Source organism: Sphingomonas gei (assembly GCF_004792685.1).
In the GTDB taxonomy this organism is placed as follows: Bacteria; Pseudomonadota; Alphaproteobacteria; order Sphingomonadales; family Sphingomonadaceae; genus Sphingomonas; species Sphingomonas gei.
In genome coordinates, this window is record NZ_SRXT01000003.1 from 35,063 (window position 1) to 56,402 (window position 21,340).

Sequence of the window (21,340 nt, forward strand, 5' to 3'; positions counted from 1 at the left end):
GAGCGTGCAGCAAAAAGGGCGCCCGGCGCAATGCCGGACACCCTTCAAGCACCCATGGCCGGGAGAATTACGAGCTGTAGTACATGTCGTATTCGACTGGGCTCGGCGTCATCTCCCAGCGCGCGACTTCGCCGCGCTTGATCTCGACATAGGCCGCGATCTGATCGCGAGTGAACACGTCGCCCTTGAGCAGATAGTCCTGATCGGCCTCGAGGCTATCGAGCGCTTCGCGCAAGCTACCGCAGACGGTGGGAACCTGCTCGAGCTCCGCCGGCGGCAGGTCGTACAGGTTCTTATCCATCGGATCGCCCGGATGGATCTTGTTCTGGATGCCGTCGAGGCCGGCCATCAGCAGCGCGGCATACGCCAGATACGGGTTGGCCAGCGCGTCCGGGAAACGGAATTCGACGCGCTTGGCCTTGCTGCCGGCGCCGTAAGGGATGCGGCACGAAGCCGAGCGGTTGCGGCTCGAATATGCGAGCAGCACCGGCGCTTCATAGCCCGGGACCAGCCGCTTGTAGCTGTTGGTCGACGGATTGGTGAAGGCGTTGAGCGACTTGGCATGCTTGATCACGCCGCCGATGAAATAGAGGCACATGTCGCTCAGCCCCGCATAGCCGTTGCCGGCGAACAGCGGGTTGCCCTTGTCCCAGATCGAAATATGGGTGTGCATGCCGCTGCCATTATCTTCCTTGATCGGCTTGGGCATGAAGGTCGCGGTCTTGCCATAGGCATGCGCGACCTGGTGGACGACATACTTGTAGATCTGCATGCGGTCGGCGGTCTCGACCAGCGTGCCATAGGTCAGGCCGAGCTCGTGCTGTGCGGCGGCGACTTCGTGGTGATGCTTGTCGCACGGCAGGCCCATTTCGAGCATCGTCGCGACCATCTCGCCGCGGATGTCGACGGCGCTGTCGACCGGCGCGACGGGGAAATACCCCCCCTTGGCGCGGGGGCGGTGACCCAGGTTGCCGCCTTCATATTCCTTGCCCGAATTGCCGGGAAGCTCGATGTCGTCGATCGCGTAATAGCTGGTCGAATAGCTGTTCTCGAAGCGGACGTCGTCGAACATGAAGAATTCGGCCTCGGGGCCGACATAGACGGTGTCGCCGATGCCGAGTGTCTTGAGATAGGCCTCCGAACGCTTCGCGGTCGAGCGCGGGTCGCGGCTGTAGAGCTCGCCGGTCGAAGGTTCGACCACGTCGCACACGAGGATCAGCATCGGGGTCGCCGAGAACGGATCGATCCACACCGCGTCGAGATCGGGCTTGAGGATCATGTCGGATTCGTTGATCGCCTTCCATCCCTCGATCGACGAACCGTCGAACATCAGGCCGTCGGTCAGTTCGTCCTCGCCGAGGATCTTGGCGACCATGGTCAGGTGCTGCCACTTGCCCTTGGGATCGGTGAAGCGGAGGTCGATCCACTCGATCTCGTGCTCCTTCACCATCTTCAGGATGTCATTGGCTGAATTCGCCATCGTTATAGCCCTTTCGCTCTCGTTCGTGCGCCCGACGAATCGGGCAATTAAATTAGCAACCCGAAGGAAGCTTTGGCACAATGCTGCGCCGCGTCAAATGACCACTCGCGCGAAGCGCATTACTCGAAATGCCGTATCGACAAGCCGAGATCGTCCTCACCGAGCCATTGCAGCGGCGGGCGGCGCGTCGGCGTGCCGTCTCCGACATATTGGAGCGCCTGCATCGCGCCTGCGAAAGCGAGGAGCAGCGCCTGTATGCTGTCGATCCCGACGGAATAGCTCCGCTTCGTTTCGCCGTCGGGAAACGCGATCGTGTAGAAGCATCGCCAGGGCGGATCGTCGGGGTCGGCATCGAGCTCGGGGTCCGGGTAAGGCCCTGGCTTGTGGAACGACAGCGAGACCTTGCCGTCCTCCCGATCGAAAATCCTGCTGGCAACGATGTCGCCGACATCAGATGGCGTTTTCATTGCGCTCGCCGGTGCGGATGCGCAGCGCGGTCTCGACCGGGATGACGAAGATCTTGCCGTCGCCGATCCGCCCGGTCTGCGCCGCCGCAGCGATCGCCTCGACGACGCGGTCGGCGAGGCTGTCCTCGACCACCACTTCGAGCTTCACCTTGGGGAGGAAGTCCACGACATATTCGGCGCCGCGATAGAGTTCGGTATGGCCCTTCTGGCGGCCGAAGCCCTTGGCCTCGGTGACGGTGATCCCGCTGACGCCGACTTCGTGCAGCGCCTCCTTCACTTCATCGAGCTTGAACGGCTTGATGATCGCTTCGATCTTTTTCACGTGTTCCCCCAAAGGAGTGAGGCAGTTCCCCTAAGCGCGCGTCTGGCAACAACCGTGCCAGAGGCGGAGCCAAGGATGCCCCTCGGGTGGCACGCCGCGCAAGGGTTAACAAGTGCCTGTCAAACGGGCAGCGGACGAGCGCTGCCTTATTCGAGGGCAGGCGTCGGGGCGCCGCAGGTGTGTCAATAGTCGCAAAGCCTAATGGGGCGCCAAATCAGGGGCTCGCCACGAAACCGGATCCGTATTAGCGAATGCCACGCCGCGTCGGGGGGACTGCCGCGGATCCGCGAACAGATCGAGAGAGCTAAAGATGAAGATCCGCACGATTCTGGGCGCCGCGCTCGCGGCTGCGCTCGCGCTGGGCGCCACGCCCGCTGCGGCGCAGTTCGGGGGTCTCGGCAGCCTTGCCAAAAAGGCCGGGATCGGCCTGCCCAGCCTGCAGAAGGCGCCGATCAGCACCAGCCTGTCCGACGCCAAATGGAGCGCGCCCGACCAGGACGGTTTCACCCCACGCGACCCCAAGCGCAGCCTGGCCCAATTGCAGCGCACCCCCAATGGCGGGTTCGTTCTGCAGCCGGGCTATTACGAGTTTCACGATCAGAGCTATTGCCTGCATGCCGGCACGCATGGGCCGGGCGGCGGCGACGGCTATCTCTTCGGGCCGACCAAGGGCTCCGCCCAGGACGCCGTGATGTCGATCGTCCGCAATTCGGTGAGCCATCCCGAAATCGATCAGCACGACATCCAGACCCTGCTCTGGGCGATCGTCGCCCGCGCCAGGTTCGAGGATCTCTCGACCGAGCACAAGGCGATTGCCGCACGCCTGCTCACCCCGCGTCAGCTCGCGTCGCTCAACCGCAACGCGCTGGACCTGCTGACCACCGGGCCGCTCGCGAACAACCTGCCGAGCGGACTACGCCAGGTGCTCCAGGCCGAGGCGGATCTCCGCCGGATGCTGACCTCGCCCGGCACCAGCTTCGCCGAGCTCGAGCGGGTCGCCGTGCTCGCCGGCGCGGCGGGAATCGGCCCCGGCAGCCAGGACGTGCCTTCAGGCCGCTGGAGCCTGCATCCGGACGGCTATTACATCCGCTATCTGCCGCAGAGCTACAGCAACACCGTGGTCAACATCTGGGTGCCGCAGGGCAGCGCGGGGGTTGGCAAGGAATATGATCCCGCCACGCACATCGCGGTTCCGGGCAATACCAACCGCCAGCGGCTGATCCAGTCGGGGCGGGCGTATCGGAACCAGTGACGACGGCATTCCCTCTCCCGTCGGGAGAGGGTTGCGCAGACTTGGGGCCGCTTCTTCAGCGGGTCTAGTCGGAGCTGGGTGAGGGGATCGCGTTCTCGATCGCGGGGAAACCCTCACCTAGCGCCGCTAGAGGCAGCAAGCTGCCAAGCTCTGCTACCTCTCCCACAGGGAGAGGAAGATTTAGTAAGGCGGCCGGTCCAGCCCCTTGGGGCTCGTCGTGAAGATCTCGCAGCCGGTTTCGGTGATTCCGATCGAATGCTCGAACTGCGCCGAGAGCGAGCGGTCGCGGGTGACCGCGGTCCAGCCGTCGTCGAGCAGCTTCACGTCGGGGCGGCCGATGTTGATCATCGGCTCGACGGTGAAGAACATCCCCGGGCGCAGCTCGGGCCCGGTGCCGGGGCGGCCGACATGGACCACTTCAGGCGCGTCGTGGAAGATCTGGCCAAGCCCGTGCCCGCAGAAATCGCGCACCACGCCGTAGCGATGTTTCTCGGCATGCTGCTGGATCGCATGGCTGATATCGCCGAGATGGTTGCCCGGTCTGGCCTGTTCGAGCCCGAGCATCAGGCACTCATAGGTGATGTCGACCAGCCGGCGCGCCTTGATCGGCACGTCGCCGGCAAGGTACATCCGGCTGGTGTCGCCGTGCCAGCCGCCGAGCATCGGGGTGACGTCGATATTGACGATGTCGCCGTCCTTGAGCGTGCGATCCGACGGGATGCCGTGGCAGACGACATGGTTGATCGAGATGCAGCAGCTGTGCGTGTAGCCGCGATAGCCCAGCGTCGCGGGAACGCCGCCCGCGGCGATCGTCATGTCGCGGACGATATCGTCGAGCTCGTCGGTGCGCACGCCGGGGACGACATGCGGCACCAATGCGTCGAGGATCTCTGCGGCGAGGCGCCCGGCCCTGCGCATGCCTTCGAAGCCCGCGGGTCCGTGGAGCTTGATCGCGCCGTCGCGCGCCTGCGGCATGTCTTCGGTGACGGTGACATATTCGGTCATGCGCGGCGATATAGGCGTTTGCGTGCCGCTTTGCGAGGCTCTAGGCCGGGCAAATGAGCGAGCGCATCTGGACCGCGGCATTGGTGGTGATCGGCGACGAGATCCTCTCGGGCCGAACACAGGACAAGAATGTCGCCCAGCTCGCCAGCTGGCTCAACGTCCAGGGCATCCGGCTCGCCGAAGTGCGGATCGTCCCCGATGTCGAAGCCGCGATCGTCGAGGCGGTCAATGCGCTGCGGGTACGCAACGACTATCTGTTCACCACCGGCGGGATCGGCCCGACGCACGACGACATCACCGTCGACGCAATCGCCGCGGCGCTGGGCGTATCCGTGGTGGTGCATCCCGAAGCACGCGCGGTGCTCGAAGACCATTACCAAAGCCGCGGCGGGCTGACCGATTCTCGGCTGCGGATGGCGCGGGTGCCCGAGGGGGCCAGCCTGATTCCCAACCGGATGTCGGGCGCACCGGGGATCCGCTTCGGCAACGTCTTCATCCTCGCCGGGGTGCCGCACATCACCGCGGGGATGCTCGACGCGCTGACCGGCACGCTCGAAGGCGGGCTGCCGGTATTGTCGCGGACGGTCGGCGCGTGGGTCGCCGAAAGCGAGATCGCCGATCTGCTGCGCGAGACCGAGCGGGCGCATGCGGGCGTGTCGATCGGCAGCTATCCGTTCTTCCGCGACGGGCGAACCGGCGCCAATTTCGTCGTGCGGGCGACCGAGCAGGTGCTGGTGGATACCACGATCGCGGCGTTGGCGGAGGGGTTGCTGGCGGCGGGCAGGGAGGCCGTCGAGGGCGGGATATAGCGGACTACGCTTGCCGTTCGAGCAAGCCAGTTCCCCTGCGAAAGCAGCGGCCCAGAGCCCAGAACGCCCCGCCTGTGGGCCTGGACCCCTGCTTTCGCAGGGGAACGGGGCAAATCGAGGGAACTGACCCCGACCCTATTTCGCCAGCTCGGTGATCACCCGCTTGTAGAAGGTCACCGCCGGCGCGATCTCGCCGACCGGAATCCGCTCGTTCAGCCCGTGCGCGAAGCTGTCGGTCGATTTCATGAACAACGGGCTCACCCCATAGCTCGGCACGCCGCGCCCGCGGAACCACATACTGTCGGTCGCGCCGGCGGACATCACCGGTACCACGGGCACGTCGGGGAAGCGGGCGTGCACGGCCTTGGCGATCACCTTGATCAATTCGGGGCGCAACGGCGAGGCATCGCTCGGCACCGAGCCGCTCTCGACCTTGGTCGTCTTGACCGCGGGATCGGCGACCAAGGCGGCGAGCTTTGCCTGGACGTCGGCGATCGGCGTGCCGGGGAAGATCCGGCAATTGATGTTGGCGGTGGCGCGCTGGGGCAGCGCGTTGGTCGCGTGGCCGGCATTGGCCATCGTCGCGACGCAGGTCGTGCCGGTCTGGCCGACATAGCCGGGATCGGCGCGCAACGTGGCACGCGCCTCGAGATCCTCGGGGTTGGCGGCGAAGCGGCGCATCGCGTCGGCGAGCTTGGCGTCGGGCGTCCGCGTCGCAGTCGCCAGCCAGCTCGCCTTGGTGATCTCGTTGACCTGGCCGGGGAATTCATACGCCTCGATCTTCTGCAGCGCCGCGGCGAGCTGGTAGATCGCATTGGGCTTGCGGGGCGCGCTAGAATGGCCGCCCGCGCTGGTCACGCTGAGCTCGAAATCGGCATAGGTCTTCTCGGCGCCCTGCACCCCGAACATCACCGGCTTGCCGGCTTCGTCCATGTCGCCGCCGCCGCCGTCGATGTTGAGCAGCAATTCGGCGTCGTGATATTGCTCGGCAAGCGCCGCGGTGGTCTTCATGTTGGTCTCCTCGTCGCCCGAGAGGAGCAGGATCACGTCGCGGCCGGGCTTGAAGCCCTCGCGCTTCAACTGGATCAGCGACGCGACGAAGGTCGACACGTCGAACTTGTTGTCGCTCGATCCGCGGCCGAACAGATAGCCGTTCTCGACCACCGGAGTGAACGGATCGCGCTCCCAATCGGCGGGTTTGGCCTCGACCACGTCCATATGCCCCGAGATGAGGATCGGCTTGGCCTTGCCGGTTCCGCGATAGCGCGCGACCAGATAGGCAGTGTCGCCGAGCTTCTCGACGCGGACATCGGCATCGGAGAACCCGCCGGCGACGAGCTGCGCCTTGAGCCAGGTGGCATAATCGAAGGTCTGGTTGCCCGGTCCCGCCACGGTGCGGAAGGCGATTCCGCGCTTGAGCAGTTCGAGCGCCTGCGCCTCGCCGGGCGAGCCGGTCTGTGCCTGCGCCGGCATGGCGGCGAGCGCCCCTGCGAGAAGGATCGCTAGGTGGCGCATAAGGCGGGCTCCGTTTTGGAAGGGGAGTGGAGCGGGTGAAGGGAATCGAACCCTCGTCACTTGCTTGGGAAGCAAAAGCTCTACCATTGAGCTACACCCGCGTCGCAGCCCGGTTGCCACAGCGCGGGGGCGGCGGTCAATCGGCGAATCAGGTCGCCGCGCACAGGCCCGTGGCTTGACGGCGCCGGCTACGGCAGCGGATGAAGAGCCATGATCCGCTGGCTCGCTTCGCTCCTGCTGCTCGCCGCAGCCCCCGCCGCCGCGCAGATGCCGCATCTGAAGGGCGATCAGCTGATCGTCGACGGCAAGCCGTTTCTCGTGCTTGGCGGCGAGCTCGGCAATTCGAGCGCGTCGGACCGCGCATGGCTCGAGCCGCATTGGCCGCGGCTGCGGGCGATGCATCTCAATACCGTGCTCGCGCCGGTGAGCTGGGAGCTGATCGAGCCCGAGGAAGGCGGTTTCGACTTCGCGACCGTCGACTGGCTGATCGCAGATGCCCGCGCGAACGACTTGCGGCTGGTGCTGCTGTGGTTCGGCAGCTGGAAGAATTCGATGTCGACCTATGTGCCGGCCTGGGTGAAGCGCGACGCGCGGCGTTTCCCGCGGACGATCGGGCCCGACGGTAAGGCGCAGGAAATATTGTCGGCGTTCGGCGCGGCGACACGCGATGCCGATGCGGGGGCGTTCGCGGCGCTGATGCGCCACCTCAAACAGATCGATGGCGATCGGCATACCGTCATCATGATCCAGGTCGAGAACGAGATTGGCTTCCTGCCTACGGCGCGGGAGCATGGGCCGGTCGCCGATGCCGCCTTTGCGAAGTTCAAGGGTTCGGAAGAGGCATTCACCGCCGATGCCTATGCCCGGTTCACCGAGGCGGTGACGCGCGCGGGCAAGCGCGAATATCCGCTGCCGATGTACGTCAATGGCGCGCAGGGGCGGCCAGGCAAGCTGCCGGGCGAATATCCGAGCGGCGGGCCGCTCGCGCATCTGTTAGATATTTGGCGCAAGGCGGCGCCTTCGATCGATTTCCTCGCACCCGACATCTATTTCCCGAGCTTTGCCGGAATCGTCGCGGGCTATGCGCGGCCGGGCAATCCGCTGTTCGTGCCCGAGGCCAACAACGCCGGCGATCCGCGTGCGGCGGCAAATGCCTTCGGCGTGATCGCGCGCCATCGCGGCATCGGCTTCAGCCCGTTCTCGATCGAAGCGATCGATGGCGCGGACGCAACCAAGCTGGCCGCGCTATACGGACTGCTCGACAGCATGGCGCCGGAAATTCTTCGCGCACAGTCTAGTGACCGCATCCTCGGCTTCTCGCCGCCAGTGACATTCGAAGGCGCGGTGGACGACAAGCCGCAGGTTGAAACGCTCGGCGGCTATCGCTTCACGGTGAGCTTCGTCGACCCGTGGACCGCGAAGGACAAGCAGGTGCCCGCCGAACATGGCGGCATGATCCTGTGGCTGGGGGGCGAGGATTATCTGATCGCCGGGAGCGGGATCACCGTCACGGCCGAGTCCGCGGACGGAAAGGGGCAGGCGGGACTCGATCGAGTCGAGGAGGGCGCGTTCGTCGAAGGCCGCTGGATCCCCGGTCGCGTGCTCAACGGCGACCAGACGCATCAGGGGCGCCATGTCCGGCTGCCGCCCGACACGCAGGGTGTTCAACGCGTCCGGCTATATCGTTACGGCTGAGAAGCGACCAAACGCCCGTTCGCGCGTTGCGGGCGGCATGGAAAAACTCTGGTTCATCACCAATCCCGATTCCGGCACCACCAATCGCGCCAAATGCGAAGCGCTGGAGGCGGTTTTCCAAGAGAGCGGACTCGATCTCGCCGGCCGAACCGAGTTTCCGGCGCAGAAACTGCCCAAGCCCGAGGATCTGGACAAGGCGGGGGTCGACACCGTCGTGCTGTTCGCCGGCGACGGGACGATCAACGCGGCGCTTTCCACGCTGGAGAAATGGCAAGGCGCTTTCCTGATCCTGCCGGGCGGCACGATGAACCTGCTCGCCAAGGGGCTGCACAGCGAAACCGACCCGCACAAGATCCTCCACGCCGCGCGCCAGAGCGAGCGCCGCGTGGCGCTCCCTTATATTATCGCGGGCGAGCATCGTGCGTTTGTCGGGCTGATCCTCGGCCCGGCAGCGGCATGGGGCCGCGCGCGCGAGGCGGTGCGCAAGGCGAAGCTCGGGCGGTTCGTCGGGGCTGCCAAGGCGGCATGGCGCAAGACGTTTCACCAGAGCGGTATCCGCGTCGAAGGCGCGCCGGGGCTCGGCGATGCCTATCAGGCAGTGTTCGTCACGCCGGACCTGCACGGGCTCGAAGTCGCGGCGGTCGATGCGCGCGACTGGGGTGCTATCGCGCAGCTCGGCTGGGACTGGCTGACCGGCGACTGGGTTGCCGCGCACGCGGTGAGCGAGGGCTGGACGCAGGAGCTTCGCATCCGCGGCCGCAAGCCGGCAATGGCATTGTTCGACGGCGAGCCGGTGACGCTCCAGCCGTACGAAAAGATCCGCGCGGGCAAGAGCCTCGAGACGTTCATCGCCACGCGCACCGACGAGGAGGTACCCGCGACATGACTCGGCTGTTCCACGTCAGCGACGTCCATTTCGGCCGCGAGGATCGCGAGGCGATCGACTGGTTCGGGCGGAAAGTGCTGGAGGAGCAGCCCGATGCGGTGATCATGACCGGCGACCTGACGATGCGCGCGCGGGCCAGCGAATTCGCCGCGGCGGGCAAGTGGCTGGAGAGCCTCGGGCGGCCGGTGACGGTCGAGGTCGGCAATCACGATCTGCCTTATTTCAACCTGTGGGCGCGGTTCGTGACGCCGTACAAGCGCTACCAGGCGATCGAGCGGATGATCGAGAAGCCGCTCGACGTGAAGGGCGTCAGCGTGGTGCCGCTCAAGACCACCGCACGGTTCCAGTTCCGCACCAATTGGTCGAAGGGCTATGTCAGCACGCGCTCGCTGCAGGAATCGCTGGCATTGGTCGAGGCGGTGCCGAAGGACGACCTGATCTTCGTCGCCGCGCATCACCCGCTGATCGAGGCGGGTACCAAGGCGACGTCGCAGACCCGGCGGGGACGGGCGGCGCTCGATGCGCTGTCGACCGCCGGCGTCCACGCAGTGCTCACCGGCCATGTCCATGATCCGTTCGACGTTGCGCACGAGGTCGAGGGCCGGACGGTGCGGCTGATCGGGGCGGGCACGCTGTCCGAACGCGTGCGGAGCCAGCCACCTTCGTTCAACGAGATCCGGGTGAACGGCAGCAGCTTCGAGACGATAGCGCGCTTCAAAGGCGAGGGCAGCGTGGTGCTGTAAACCTCCGTTCGCCCTGAGCTTGTCGAAGGGCTGCGAGCCGCGAACGATGCGTCTGTAGAGAGTTGTGCTTCGACAAGCTCAGCACGAACGGTTCTGGATCGGCCGAGTGCTAACCCCGCGTCAGATCCTGCCCGAACACCAGCAAATTCCCATCCGGCGCCACGACCATCAATTCGCGCTGGCCGTAGATCTGGTCGATCGGGCCATAGATGTCGCCATCGTTGAGCAGCGACGCCTTGGGCGCTAGCTCCGCGGCGATCGCGGCGACGTCGCGAACATCGACATAATAACAGAAGCGGCGATTGCCGGGCGGGGCGCCATCGTCTCCGGAATTCTCGACCAGCCGGAACGCGGCGGCCTCGCGCTGGACATAGGCGTAGCTGCCTTGGCGATAGCGGCATTCGAAGCTGAGGATATCCGTGAAGAAATTCACCGCCGCCGCGATATCCGGTACGTGCATGAACGGCGTGACGCGATACAGGTTCGACACGGGGCCCGTTCCCGTATCCACCGTATCCGACGCCGCGAGGCCGCGATACTCCAGTTCCATGCCTTGCTCCCTCCATCACGCAATAGCTGCGCGATATGGAAGGACTATGGAAGAACGCCGTTAAGCGCGGAACAACCCTAACGGGCCGCGGCCGCCGGTGCTCCAGTTCGACCAATTTGGGAAGACATAGGGCATGTCGGCGTCGCTCACGCCGTGCCAGCGGGCGATCGCGCCGATATATTCCTCCTGCGCGACGGCGGGGACGAAGCGGCCCTCGTTGCTGACGTCGTTCGCGCCGCCGATCACAGGATCGGGATAGGCGCCGAAGATCCCGCCGGGGGCGACGTTGCCGCCGACGACGAGATGGTTGCTGCCCCAGGCATGGTCGGTGCCGTTCTGGGCATTGCCTTTGAAGGTGCGGCCAAAGTCGCTCATCGTGAACGCGGTCACGTTCTCGGCCATGCCCAGCGACTGCATCGCGCGGTGGAAAGCCGCGAGCGCCATCGCGAGTTCGCCGAGCAGATTGGCATGCGTGCCGCCATCGTTGTTGCCGCCGCCCACCTGGCCCGAATGATTGTCGAACCCGCCCTGGCTGACCATGAAGGTCTGGCGATCATGGCCGAGCGTCGAGCGCGCTGCGATCATTCGGGCGACCCGCATCAGCTGGCGCGCCACGTCGCTGGTAAGCGCGGCGCCGGTGGTCGGATTGACGAAATAACCGTCGAGCGCGCCGGTCGCGCTGATGATCGTATTGGCAGTGATTGCCTGGCCATAAGCGCCGGCGACGTCGCGCGCAGTCGCATCGGTCATCGCGCCATAGGCGCTGCCGCTGGCGAAGGCGTCGACACCGGCATTCTTGGCCTGGTTGGCAGCGCTGCCGCCGGCGCTGTAGCCGGTGCGGCCGAGCGTGCCGGTCGAAGGGAGCACCAGCGCCGAGCTGGTCCGGCCGATCGTCGCGAGGTTCGAGCCGGCGAGCGAGATCATCGACGGCGTCGAGGACGCGGCCATGCGATCGGTCATCCGGCCCATGAAGCCGTCGATGCTGACGTCGCGCGCGCGCAGCCCCTGCCAATGCGCCTGTTCGTCGGCGTGGCTCATCAGATTGGTCGGGCGCAGATCGGGGCGCGACTGATAGGTCGCCTTGGTCAGCGGCGCGAACAAGGTGCCCGCATTGAGCACCAGCGCCAAACTGCCTTCGTCCCACAGCGGGCGCAGCGCGGCCATCGACGGGTGGAGCGCATAAGCGGCGTTGGTCAACGGAGTCAGCGCCGGCGCCTTGATGCCGACCGAGCCGCGCGCGGCGAGGTAGGCGGCGTGACGCGCGTCGGTGGGGATCACCATGTTCCAGCCGTCATTGCCGCCGAACAGGAATATGCCGACCATCGCGCGGTAGGTCCCGCTGGGCGCGGCCATCGCGCTGGTGCGGCCGAGCTGGCCCATGGCGGCCACCGCACCGGTACCGGCGACGAGGCGAACGAAATCACGGCGGGACAAGGTCATCGGGTTTTCCCTTACCGGTCGACGAGGAAGAGCGGGCTCGATGCCGCGACATAGAGCATCATCTGGGCGCGTTTCCGCGCCTGGATCAGCGGATCGGCGTTGGTGACTGCCGTGGCCGCGGCCTTGAGCGCGTCTTTCTGCGCCGTCGTCAGCGTGTTGGCGAACATCAGCAGGTCGATGCGGGCGACCATCGAATCCAGGTCGGTGCCGAACGCCTCCCACCCGCTCCACAGCGGCTGGGTCAGCGACGAATTGGGCATGCCCGAAGCGACGCTGAATTCCGCGCGCGTGGCGTCGCCGCCGACGGTCCAGTCATAGACGAAATTGTGCCAGCGCAGCACATTCGAGGTGTTGAGCAGCTTCGATGCCGGGCTCTTGAGCGTGAGGCTGCCCGGCAGCGGATAATCAATCGGGTAGAAGTTGAACACCGACGGCGCGCGCATCACCGGCTGGCCCATGCCGGTGTCGCGATTGACAAAGGCATAGCCGTCGGTGGTGAAGCCGATCACGCGGGCCAGCCCGGCCATCAGCAGCACCGGCTCCTTGACCTTGCCCGAGGCGGCACCGGGCGCGGCGCGGGCCTCGCCGTCGGTCAGGATCGCGCGGACGACGGCCTTGAGGTCGCCGCGGACGCCGCTGCCATTGTTGGCGAACACCGCGGCGACGCGGCCGACATAGGCCGGCGCCGGGTTCGGAGTGACGAGATGGGTGATCAGGAACTTCGATACGAACGGCGCGGTCGAGGGATTGTTGAACGCCGCGTCGACGACGGCTGCGACGCTCGCTTCCTGCGTCGCGCCCGCGCCCACCGAAGTGCCGAGGAACGACTTGGCGGTCGCATCGTAGCGAGCGGCGTTGGCGATCATCGGCTGCGAGTAATCGCGCGCATTGCCGTCGGTGATCGCCGCGCCGCCGACTCGGGCATAGGTCCAGCCAGTGAGCGCGCGGGCGACGCCGCGAATGTCTTCGGGGGTGTAATTGGGCTGGCGCGCGCCGCTTGCGTCGAGCTTGGGCGTGCCGTCCATGTTGAGCTGGTCGGGACCCATCGAGAAGAGCTGGAGGAACTCGCGGGCGTAATTCTCCGACGGTGCCGACTTGTTGCTGTCGGCCATGTCGAGATAGTCGCCCATGAAGCCGAGCATCGTCGCGCGGGCGAGTATGTCGCGGAAATTGCCGAAGGCGTTGTCGACGAATATCTGATTGAGGGCGGCGATGCCCGCGGCCGAATTCACTTCCTGCTCCGACGCAACGATCATCTGGCCGAGCGCGAAGGCGACTCGCTGACGGAGCTGATCGGGCGCCATCACGGCGTCGGCATAGAAGCGCATCGCGACGGGGGTGCGCGAGAAATGCTGGCGGCTGCATACCGTGTCGCCGCTGGTGCAGAAGTCGCGGCGGACCTCGACGGCGAGGTCGGTATAGGTGCTGCCGGTCGCGGCGAACTGCTCGTCGAGCCACGCGTTGACGCCCACTTCCTTGATTCGCGAGACCAGAGCGGGCGTCGGGCCGAAGCTCGCTTGCTTGGCGAGGCGCGCGGCGTCGCCTTCGGTAAAGCTTGGTGTGGGGGTGGGTGCGGGCGTCACCGAGACGACCCCGCCCCCGGCAGGTGCGCCGGTGCCGCTGCTCCCGCCGCTGTCGCAGCCCGAAAGCACCGTGAGGATTGCTACGCCGAACGCAGCCGATACGCGTGGTCTGAACACTGGACGATCCCCCGGCCGCGCCCGCGCGCAACCTGCATTTCTATGCATAGAGGGGCCTCGTTAACCCTACAACATGTGGAAATCCCTAAGAAATTTGTAACTAAACTTTTACGATTTGCGGCATGGGCCGCGATTCTTCGGAGGCTCTTTCGCGCCCCCGGAGCCACTCGCCCAACTTCGTCATCCCCCGAAAGCGGGGGTGACGACATATGGTGTGCGCGTGAGGCGGGAAACGAAAAAGGGCGGCCCGTTGCCGGACCGCCCTCTCGTCGTTCTGCGTAGAAAGCTTAGCGCTTCGAGAACTGGAAGCTGCGGCGGGCCTTGGCCTTGCCGTACTTCTTGCGCTCGACCGTGCGGCTGTCGCGGGTCAGGAACCCGGCTGCCTTGACCGGCGCGCGGAGCACCGGCTCGTAGCGCGTCAGTGCCTGGCTGATGCCGTGCTTGACTGCGCCGGCCTGGCCCGAAAGCCCGCCGCCCTTGACGGTGCAGATCACGTCATACTGGCCGGTGCGCTCGGCGACGCCGAACGGCTGGTTGATGACGAGACGCAGCGTCGGACGCGCGAAATAGACTTCCTGATCGCGGCCGTTGATCGTGATCTTGCCGCTGCCGGGCTTGATCCAGACGCGGGCGACGGCGTCCTTGCGGCGGCCGGTCGCATAGGAACGGCCGAGGCTGTCGATGATCTTCTCGCGCAACGGCATGGTCGGCGCTGGCGGCGCCGGCGGTGCGTTCAGATACTCGTCGGCGCTTGCGGGCACGGCCGCAGGTGCTTCACCGGCGGCGATGGCGCCGAGATCGGAGAGGGACTGGCGGTTGTCGGACATTATGCGCCCACCTTGTTCTTGCGGTTCATCGACGCGATGTCGAGGACTTCGGGGTTCTGCGCGGCATGCGGATGCTCGGTGCCGGCGAAGATGCGCAGATTGCGCATCTGCTGGCGGCCGAGCGGGCCGCGCGGGATCATCCGCTCCACGGCCTTTTCGAGCACGCGCTCCGGGAAACGACCCTCGAGCACCTTGGCCGCGGTGATTTCCTTGATGCCGCCGGCATAGCCGGTGTGCTTGTAATAGACCTTGTTCGCCAGCTTCTTGCCGGTGAAACGGATCTTGTCGGCGTTGATCACGACGACATTGTCGCCGCAATCGACGTGCGGAGTGAAGCTCGTCTTGTGCTTGCCGCGCAGGACGTTGGCAATGATCGACGCCGCGCGACCGACCACCAGGCCGTCGGCATCGACGATATGCCACTTCTTTTCCACTTCGGCCGGCTTCACCGACTTGGTGGTCTTCATCAGCGCCTTCATGGCCTGTGACCTTTTTTCGAGTATGAAATGCAAGCGCGCCAGCCTCTCGGCCAGCGCGGTTGAGTGGGCGTTTGGCTGAGACACCCGCGAAAGTCAAGCAAATCGGCGCGTTTGCTGACGGGTACTATGATACCACGAGCTAATTCGGCCAATCGGATGGCCCGGCGCGTTCGACGCTGAGGCGCGTGACGAGCAGTGTTTCGCGGCCGGCCGGTCCGGACCTGGTCACGTGGCGCGTGGTGTCCAGGCCGGACGTGATCAAGCCCGTCCGCGGGTCGAAGGTGCGGACCCGCTCGAGCGAAACCGTGCCGGAGGTTCCGGGCGCATCGCCCTGGGCAAGCAGCGCAACCGTCGCTGAAGCAATCGTCGTCGTGCGCAGGAGGCCGTTTTCGGCAGCCACCGTGCGGCGTGTGCCGTCGAGGGTCACCGGCGCTCCGAAGGGCGAAGTCCCGGGGAGTTTGACCGATGTAACGGTCCCGACCGAGTCGAGCGGTTCGGTGGAGACGATCGCCGTCACCAGCGTCGCGAGCAGGGCGCGCTGGCGCTCGGGCGGCAATGCGCGCAGCGTTGCCGCCAGTTTCGCGGCGAGCCCCGTCCCCTCGGGTTGGGCGGCGGCGGCATCGGCCACGCCCCGGCAGACGCGCTCCCACAGTGCGGCCATGTCATCGATGGCGACTATCTGGGCCTTCGCATCGAGGTGAAACACGATGCGGCCGCCCTCCAGCGTGGCCAAGCCCCGCTCGACGAGATTGCCCAAAGCCTGCGGCGCGTCGCTGGTGCTGCCGAGCACCAGCACCTCCGCACGGTAGCCGGTGGCTTCGCGGCTGAAGCGCACCAGCCGCTGAAGGCGATAATGCCGCTTGTCGGCCGAGGTCTCGGTACGGTCGGTGACGATGCGCAACGGCGCGTCGGTGGGCGGCGCGAAGGTCGATGCGGCGAGGCTGGCCTGGAAGAGGACGGCCGCCAGCAGCATCAGCCGGTTTCCACCGCGACCCAGCGGCTCACCGCAGCGCCCGCCGCCACCGGCCAGGTTTCGACTACCGGCAGTTCATAGGGATGCAGCGCCTGAATGCGGGTACGAAGGCGCCCGCCAAGCTGAAGGCTCGTCTTGAACAGCGCGGGCACTTCTTCGCTGCGCTCGATCGCGCCTTGCCAACGATAGATCGACGTGCACGGCGCGAGGATATTGACGCAGGCGGCGAGCCGCTCGGACAATACCGTGTCCGCGATGCGTGCGGCTTCAGCCTGGCTCGGAAAAGTGGCGTAGAGCAACGCGATGTCGCTCACCGGCGACGACCAACCGTATGTGCGCCCCAGACTGTCGCGATGACGAGCAAGGCGCCGGTGAGCTGGTGGAGCGCGGCGAGGGTGATGTTCATCCCCGACATCACCGTGGCGATGCCGAGCAGGATCTGCAGCCCGAACGCGCTGTGGATCGCGACCGAAACGCGGCGATCCACGCCGCGGGCGGCGCGCGCCAGCACGATCAAGGCGACGACGACGACCCATGCCCACCAGCGATGGACGAAATGGACAATCGCCGGATCGTTGAACAAGGCGTCGAACAACGGGCGCCCCTCGACTGTCGCGCCAGGGAAGAAGCGGCCGTTCATCAGCGGCCATTGGTCGGTGACGAGTCCCGCATTGAGTCCGGCAACCAGGGCGCCGAACAGCAATTGCACGAACAGGATCGCGCCGGCGAACGCACCGAGTGCGGTCAGATGCGCTGGACGGCCCCGGGGCTTGCGGATCAGGGTGCGCAGGTCGAGCGCGGTCCAGACGATCCCGGCCAGCGTAAAGAGTGCGACGAGCAAGTGCACCGCGAGACGGATGTGGCTGACATCGGTGCGGACGGTGAGGCCGGACTTGACCATCCACCAGCCGATCGCCCCCTGCAGCGCGCCGAGCGCGAGCAAGGCGACCAGCCGCCAGCCATAGCCGCGCGGGATCTGCCGGCGCAGCGCGAACCAGAGCAGCGGCAGCGCGAAGGCGACGCCGATCAGGCGGCCGAGCAGCCGATGCAGATATTCCCAGAAGAAGATCGACTGGAACCCGGCGAGCGTCATGCCCTGGTTGAGCTGCTGATATTCGGGGATGCGCTTGTAGTTGGCGAACTCGGCCTGCCACTGTGCGTCCGTGAGCGGCGGGATGATCCCCGAGATCGGCTTCCACTGGGTGATCGACAGCCCGGATTCGGTGAGCCGGGTGATGCCGCCGATCACCACCATCAGCACGATCAGCGCGGCGACGAAGAACAGCCAGTTGGCGAGGGCGCGCGGACGCGTAGCGGAGGGGAAGAAGGTCTTCTGTAGCACGGGGCTGGGTTTAGGCGCTGCTCTGCCCAAAAGCTAGGCGCGCGTCCCTTCACTTGCGCGGTTGCAGCCGAGTCTGATTCACTCCTTGCAATGTAGGATTTCGTTTGCTGGAATGGATGTGCTGCCGTCCGGCGGCCGCTCTTTGACAATATGGATGCCGACCGGAACCCGAGGTGCGTATTGGCCGGACCTGGGTGAATCCCGGCATGGCCCGTCTGTCGCAGAACATGCGCGATAGTGTGACCCTGGTGTGACCTTCGGTCCGTGAGACGCACATGCGATCGCGCTCATCTTGATCGCGCGGCTTTCAATTGAGTCCCTGACCCTAGCTCTCGGGCAGCTGGAGCGGCGGCGGGGCGGGGCGGCGCTTCATGGCGATGTCGAGCAGCGTCTCGAGTTGGATCAGCCGTTCGCGCGTCTCCTGCGAGTCACGGCGCGCTTCCTCGGCGACCTTGAGTGCCTGCTCCACCTTGTACTGGAGCAACGTGACCTGCTGGAGCGCACGGAGCGCATCGCTCCAGAAACTCATGGGCGCGCATCAGCCGTCAGTGCCTCGCCGAGCGCGTTCCAGTCGATATCGGTGCGCGCCAGCAATTGCTCGCGGACCTGCGTGCGATAAGCGTCTTCGTCGAAATTGGCGGCGCGCGCCTGCTGCGTTTTGAGCGCGGCGAATGCCTTTTCGGTGCTGGTATTGGCCGCTTCGAGTTGGGTGAGCAACTCGCGCATCAGCATCTGCTCGGCTTCACTCGGTTCCGAATAGCGTTCGGCGGCGGTGCGCATATAGTCGCTGACCGTCATGTCGGCCGCGGCCGCACTGTCGGCAATGCGCTGCTTCTCGGCCGGGGAAACCAGGATGACGAGGCGACTCGAACGTGGGTGCTGAAGCTGCGTAGCCATGCACATGTACATGTCATGTGCATGTTCGATTTTCAAGTGGTCCGGTCAGGCGCGCGCGTCAACCGCCGCGGCTTCGTTGTAGCGCAGCGCCTTGAGCACCGTGTCGACGATGTGTTCGGCGTTGAGGCCGGCTTCGTCATATTGCTTGTCGGGCTTGTCCTGGTCCTGAAAGACATCGGGCAGGCGCATCGTGCGCAGCTTGAGCCCGCCGTCGAGCAGGCCCTGGTCGCTCGCCATCGTCAGGACGTGCGCGCCGAGGCCGCCGACCGCGCCTTCCTCGACCGTCACTGCGACTTCGTGGCTGGTGAGCAGCTTGCGGATCAGTGCCTCGTCGAGCGGCTTGGCGAAGCGCAGGTCGGCCACGGTGGTGGAGAGGCCGCGCGCCTCGAGTGCATCGGCCGCCTTGAGCGCTTCGCCGAGGCGCGTGCCGAGCGAGAGGATCGCTACGGTCTTGCCCTCGCGGACAATACGGCCCTTGCCGATCGCGAGGCGCTGCGGAACTTCGGGCAAATCGATGCCGACGCCGTTGCCGCGCGGATAGCGCAGCGCGATCGGCCCCGAATCGTGCTCGGCGGCGGTATAGGTCATGTGGACGAGTTCGGCTTCGTCGGCTGGCGCCATCACGACGAAGTTGGGAAGCGCCGCAAGATAGGTGACGTCGAAGCTGCCGGCATGCGTCGCCCCATCGGCGCCGACCAGCCCGGCGCGGTCGATCGCGAAGCGGACGGGGAGATTCTGGATCGCGACGTCGTGGACGACTTGGTCGTAGGCGCGTTGTAGAAATGTCGAATAGATCGCGCAGAACGGGCGCATGCCTTGCGCGGCGAGGCCGGCGGCGAAGGTGACCGCATGCTGCTCGGCGATGCCGACGTCGAACGCGCGAGCCGGATGCGCCTGGGCGAACTTGTCGACTCCGGTACCGCCGGGCATCGCCGCAGTGATCGCGACGATGCGCGGATCGGTCTCGGCGAGCTTCGCCAGCGTCTCGCCGAAGACGTTCTGGTACGAAGGCGGCCCCGGAGGTGCCTTGTCCTGGGTGCCGGTGATCACGTCGAACTTCTGGACGCCGTGATATTTGTCGTCGGATTCCTCGGCCGGGGCATAGCCCTTGCCCTTCTTGGTGACGACATGGACGAGGATCGGGCCATGCTCGCTGTCGCGGACATTTTCGAGCACCGGAATCAGATGATCGAGATTGTGCCCGTCGATCGGGCCGACATAATAGAAGCCGAGTTCCTCGAACAACGTGCCGCCGGTCGCCATGCCGCGGGCGAATTCCTCGGCCTTTTCGGCGGCGTTCGCGGCGCGCTTGGAGATACGGCGGATCGCGCGCTTGGCGAAGTTGCGCAGGCCGAGATAGTTGGACGAGGACACGGTGCGCGCCAGATAGGCCGAGAGCCCGCCGACCGGCGGCGCGATCGACATGTCATTGTCGTTGAGAATGACGACGAGGCGATTGCCCGCCGCCTCGGCATTGTTCATCGCCTCATAGGCCATGCCCGCGCTCATCGCGCCGTCGCCGATCACGGCGATCGCCATGCCCGGCCGGTCGTTGAGCTTGTTGGCGATCGCGAAGCCGAGCGCGGCAGAGATGGAGGTCGAGCTGTGCGCGGCGCCGAACGGATCGTATTCGCTCTCGCTGCGCTTGGTGAAGCCCGACAGCCCGCCGCCCTGGCGCAAGGTCCGGATCCGCGCGCGGCGGCCGGTGAGGATCTTGTGCGGATAGCATTGGTGCCCGACGTCCCAGATCAACCGGTCGCGCGGGGTATCGAAAACATAGTGGATCGCCGTGGTCAGCTCGACCACGCCGAGCCCCGAGCCGAGATGCCCGCCGGTGGTGCCCACTGCCGAAATCGTCTCGGCGCGCAGCTCGTCGGCGAGCTGGCGGAGGTCGGCAGGCTTGAGCTTGCGGAGGTCGGCGGGCGTGTCGACAGTGTCGAGCAACGGCGTGCTGGGAAGGTCGGCCATTGGAGCGCCTTACTCCAGCGCTTGTCGCAAGTCGAACGCTCGAATCATTGAAATGCCGTGGAGTTTCGGTGCAGGCCTAATCGCAGTCGGCACATTTCCCGCGCACTTCGATCACCGGGCGCACCGGCGAGAAGCCCGCTGTCTTCGCCGCGGACCTTACGTTCTTGGTGATCGTATCGTCGTCGAGATGCGTGGTCTGTCCGCAACTGTCGCAGACCAAAAAGATGCAGTCGTGCAGGCAATCGGGATGCGTGTTCGCCATATAGGCATTGGCGCTTTCGACTCGCCGGGCGAGGTTCGAGCCGACGAACAGATCGAGGATGCGATAGACGCTGTTGGCGGCGACGCGGCGGCCCTCGGCCTTCGAGACGGCTTCGGCGATGTCATAGGCCGAAGCAGGCTTGTCGAACCCGGCCAGTGCCTCGAACACGCGTTCGCGCATCGCGGTCCATTGCTCGCCCGATTTCTCGAGCGTCGCCTGCGCGGCCTGAGTCAGGTCGCGGCCGTGATGCTCGTGATGATCGTGGGTGGGCATGGCATCAATTTAGGGTGGCGGAGGCCCCCCGGCAAGCTGCGTCAATAGGTAGCGCGGCGGTTGAGGTCGTGGCCGAGCGCGACAAGGCTCACGCCGATCAGCGTCCAGAACATCTCGAAGCCGCCATGCGGCAGCGAAAGCGCGCCCGCCATGATGCCGATCCCGAACGCCCCGACCAGAGCCGGCGCCATATAACCGTGCGAGAGCACGCCCTTGCCCAGCGCGATGATGCCGAAGCCGATCGCGAGGGTGAGCCCGACTTCGTGGATCGCCGGGTGCACCAATGCCCCCGCCGACGACAAGATCGTCAGCAATACGGTCGTCGCGACGCAATGAACGAGGCACAGCCCGCTGAGCCCGATCGCGATCCGATCGAAGCTTGCGTCGATACCGCCCCAGAAGCGGGATATCGGGAGACTCACCTGCATGGGCGCCGATATAGGCCCGAAAGGATG

At 65.9% G+C, this 21,340-nt stretch carries 23 protein-coding genes and 1 tRNA gene; 5 read left to right on the forward strand and 19 right to left on the reverse strand.

Annotation, left to right across the window (positions count from 1 at the left end; translation table 11 throughout):
• Window positions 1–67: 67 nt before the first annotated feature.
• The 3 genes from glnA to E5A73_RS07470 all read right to left on the reverse strand — a co-directional run bounded on the left by glnA (window position 68) and on the right by E5A73_RS07470 (window position 2,269).
• Window positions 68–1,480 (reverse strand): type I glutamate--ammonia ligase, encoded by a 1,413-nt coding sequence (gene glnA / locus E5A73_RS07460; protein ID WP_135963200.1) that lies wholly within the window; start codon window positions 1,478–1,480, stop codon window positions 68–70.
• 119 nt (window positions 1,481–1,599) lie between these two features.
• On the reverse strand, window positions 1,600–1,947 hold the full coding sequence (locus E5A73_RS07465; protein ID WP_135963201.1) for a DUF6968 family protein: 348 nt from the start codon (window positions 1,945–1,947) through the stop codon (window positions 1,600–1,602).
• Window positions 1,931–2,269: a P-II family nitrogen regulator gene (locus tag E5A73_RS07470; RefSeq protein ID WP_135963202.1), complete on the reverse strand. Its 339-nt coding sequence runs from the start codon at window positions 2,267–2,269 to the stop codon at window positions 1,931–1,933. The genes E5A73_RS07465 and E5A73_RS07470 overlap by 17 nt, the downstream gene beginning before the upstream one ends.
• Window positions 2,270–2,579: 310 nt before the next feature.
• Between E5A73_RS07470 and E5A73_RS07475 the strand changes: the two genes are divergently transcribed.
• Window positions 2,580–3,521, forward strand: a complete 942-nt coding sequence (locus E5A73_RS07475) for a hypothetical protein (RefSeq protein ID WP_135963203.1) — start codon at window positions 2,580–2,582, stop codon at window positions 3,519–3,521.
• Between the two features lie 180 nt (window positions 3,522–3,701).
• On the opposite strand, the gene map is transcribed toward E5A73_RS07475, so the two are convergent.
• Window positions 3,702–4,526 (reverse strand): type I methionyl aminopeptidase, encoded by an 825-nt coding sequence (gene map, locus E5A73_RS07480; RefSeq protein ID WP_135963204.1) that lies wholly within the window; start codon window positions 4,524–4,526, stop codon window positions 3,702–3,704.
• A 53-nt stretch (window positions 4,527–4,579) separates the two neighbouring features.
• Here map and E5A73_RS07485 point away from each other — a divergent pair, with 53 nt between their 5' ends.
• On the forward strand, window positions 4,580–5,335 hold the full coding sequence (locus tag E5A73_RS07485; protein ID WP_135963205.1) for a competence/damage-inducible protein A: 756 nt from the start codon (window positions 4,580–4,582) through the stop codon (window positions 5,333–5,335).
• 135 nt (window positions 5,336–5,470) lie between these two features.
• Here the strand turns inward: E5A73_RS07485 and E5A73_RS07490 are convergent, their stop codons facing one another.
• Both E5A73_RS07490 and E5A73_RS07495 read right to left on the reverse strand, forming a co-directional pair.
• On the reverse strand, window positions 5,471–6,850 hold the full coding sequence (locus tag E5A73_RS07490) for a M20/M25/M40 family metallo-hydrolase (protein WP_135963206.1): 1,380 nt from the start codon (window positions 6,848–6,850) through the stop codon (window positions 5,471–5,473).
• Window positions 6,851–6,877: 27 nt separating this feature from the next.
• A tRNA-Gly gene (locus tag E5A73_RS07495) sits at window positions 6,878–6,951 on the reverse strand.
• Window positions 6,952–7,060: 109 nt separating this feature from the next.
• Here E5A73_RS07495 and E5A73_RS07500 point away from each other — a divergent pair.
• From E5A73_RS07500 to E5A73_RS07510, 3 genes are read left to right on the forward strand one after another with little or no spacing between them, the layout of a single operon-like run.
• On the forward strand, window positions 7,061–8,545 hold the full coding sequence (locus E5A73_RS07500) for a DUF5597 domain-containing protein (RefSeq protein WP_135963207.1): 1,485 nt from the start codon (window positions 7,061–7,063) through the stop codon (window positions 8,543–8,545).
• 37 nt (window positions 8,546–8,582) lie between these two features.
• Window positions 8,583–9,431 (forward strand): diacylglycerol/lipid kinase family protein, encoded by an 849-nt coding sequence (locus E5A73_RS07505; protein WP_135963208.1) that lies wholly within the window; start codon window positions 8,583–8,585, stop codon window positions 9,429–9,431.
• Entirely contained in the window at window positions 9,428–10,174 is a 747-nt protein-coding gene (locus E5A73_RS07510) for a metallophosphoesterase family protein (protein ID WP_135963209.1), read from the forward strand. The genes E5A73_RS07505 and E5A73_RS07510 overlap by 4 nt, the downstream gene beginning before the upstream one ends.
• A 109-nt stretch (window positions 10,175–10,283) precedes the next feature.
• On the opposite strand, the gene E5A73_RS07515 is transcribed toward E5A73_RS07510, so the two are convergent.
• The 13 genes from E5A73_RS07515 to E5A73_RS07575 all read right to left on the reverse strand — a co-directional run bounded on the left by E5A73_RS07515 (window position 10,284) and on the right by E5A73_RS07575 (window position 21,313).
• Window positions 10,284–10,724: a bleomycin resistance protein gene (locus E5A73_RS07515; protein ID WP_135963210.1), complete on the reverse strand. Its 441-nt coding sequence runs from the start codon at window positions 10,722–10,724 to the stop codon at window positions 10,284–10,286.
• Between the two features lie 60 nt (window positions 10,725–10,784).
• Window positions 10,785–12,164, reverse strand: coding sequence for a DUF1501 domain-containing protein (locus E5A73_RS07520; protein ID WP_135963211.1), 1,380 nt, complete (start codon window positions 12,162–12,164; stop codon window positions 10,785–10,787).
• Window positions 12,165–12,175: 11 nt separating this feature from the next.
• Window positions 12,176–13,864: a DUF1800 family protein gene (locus tag E5A73_RS07525; RefSeq protein WP_168355852.1), complete on the reverse strand. Its 1,689-nt coding sequence runs from the start codon at window positions 13,862–13,864 to the stop codon at window positions 12,176–12,178.
• Window positions 13,865–14,151: 287 nt separating this feature from the next.
• On the reverse strand, window positions 14,152–14,691 hold the full coding sequence (gene rpsI, locus E5A73_RS07530; RefSeq protein WP_135963213.1) for a 30S ribosomal protein S9: 540 nt from the start codon (window positions 14,689–14,691) through the stop codon (window positions 14,152–14,154).
• The gene (gene rplM, locus E5A73_RS07535; RefSeq protein WP_135963214.1) at window positions 14,691–15,170 is read right to left on the reverse strand and encodes a 50S ribosomal protein L13; all 480 of its coding nucleotides are present in this window, start codon (window positions 15,168–15,170) and stop codon (window positions 14,691–14,693) included. Before rplM ends, rpsI begins: the two co-directional genes overlap by 1 nt.
• A gap of 139 nt (window positions 15,171–15,309) precedes the next feature.
• Entirely contained in the window at window positions 15,310–16,143 is an 834-nt protein-coding gene (locus tag E5A73_RS07540; RefSeq protein ID WP_135963215.1) for a hypothetical protein, read from the reverse strand.
• A complete protein-coding gene (gene cutA / locus E5A73_RS07545) occupies window positions 16,143–16,457 on the reverse strand; it encodes a divalent-cation tolerance protein CutA (protein WP_135963216.1) in 315 nt (104 codons plus the stop codon). The genes E5A73_RS07540 and cutA overlap by 1 nt, the downstream gene beginning before the upstream one ends.
• Complete coding sequence (locus E5A73_RS07550; protein WP_420822563.1) at window positions 16,454–17,485, reverse strand: COX15/CtaA family protein; 1,032 nt, start codon at window positions 17,483–17,485, stop codon at window positions 16,454–16,456. Before E5A73_RS07550 ends, cutA begins: the two co-directional genes overlap by 4 nt.
• Before the next feature lie 325 nt (window positions 17,486–17,810).
• The gene (locus E5A73_RS07555; protein WP_135963217.1) at window positions 17,811–18,014 is read right to left on the reverse strand and encodes a hypothetical protein; all 204 of its coding nucleotides are present in this window, start codon (window positions 18,012–18,014) and stop codon (window positions 17,811–17,813) included.
• Window positions 18,011–18,382, reverse strand: a complete 372-nt coding sequence (locus E5A73_RS07560) for a plasmid mobilization protein (RefSeq protein ID WP_135963218.1) — start codon at window positions 18,380–18,382, stop codon at window positions 18,011–18,013. Before E5A73_RS07560 ends, E5A73_RS07555 begins: the two co-directional genes overlap by 4 nt.
• Before the next feature lie 45 nt (window positions 18,383–18,427).
• The gene (gene dxs / locus E5A73_RS07565; protein WP_135963219.1) at window positions 18,428–20,350 is read right to left on the reverse strand and encodes a 1-deoxy-D-xylulose-5-phosphate synthase; all 1,923 of its coding nucleotides are present in this window, start codon (window positions 20,348–20,350) and stop codon (window positions 18,428–18,430) included.
• A 76-nt stretch (window positions 20,351–20,426) separates the two neighbouring features.
• Window positions 20,427–20,885, reverse strand: a complete 459-nt coding sequence (locus tag E5A73_RS07570) for a Fur family transcriptional regulator (RefSeq protein WP_135963220.1) — start codon at window positions 20,883–20,885, stop codon at window positions 20,427–20,429.
• Window positions 20,886–20,926: 41 nt separating this feature from the next.
• Window positions 20,927–21,313 (reverse strand): MerC domain-containing protein, encoded by a 387-nt coding sequence (locus E5A73_RS07575; RefSeq protein WP_135963221.1) that lies wholly within the window; start codon window positions 21,311–21,313, stop codon window positions 20,927–20,929.
• Between the last annotated feature and the right edge of the window lie 27 nt (window positions 21,314–21,340).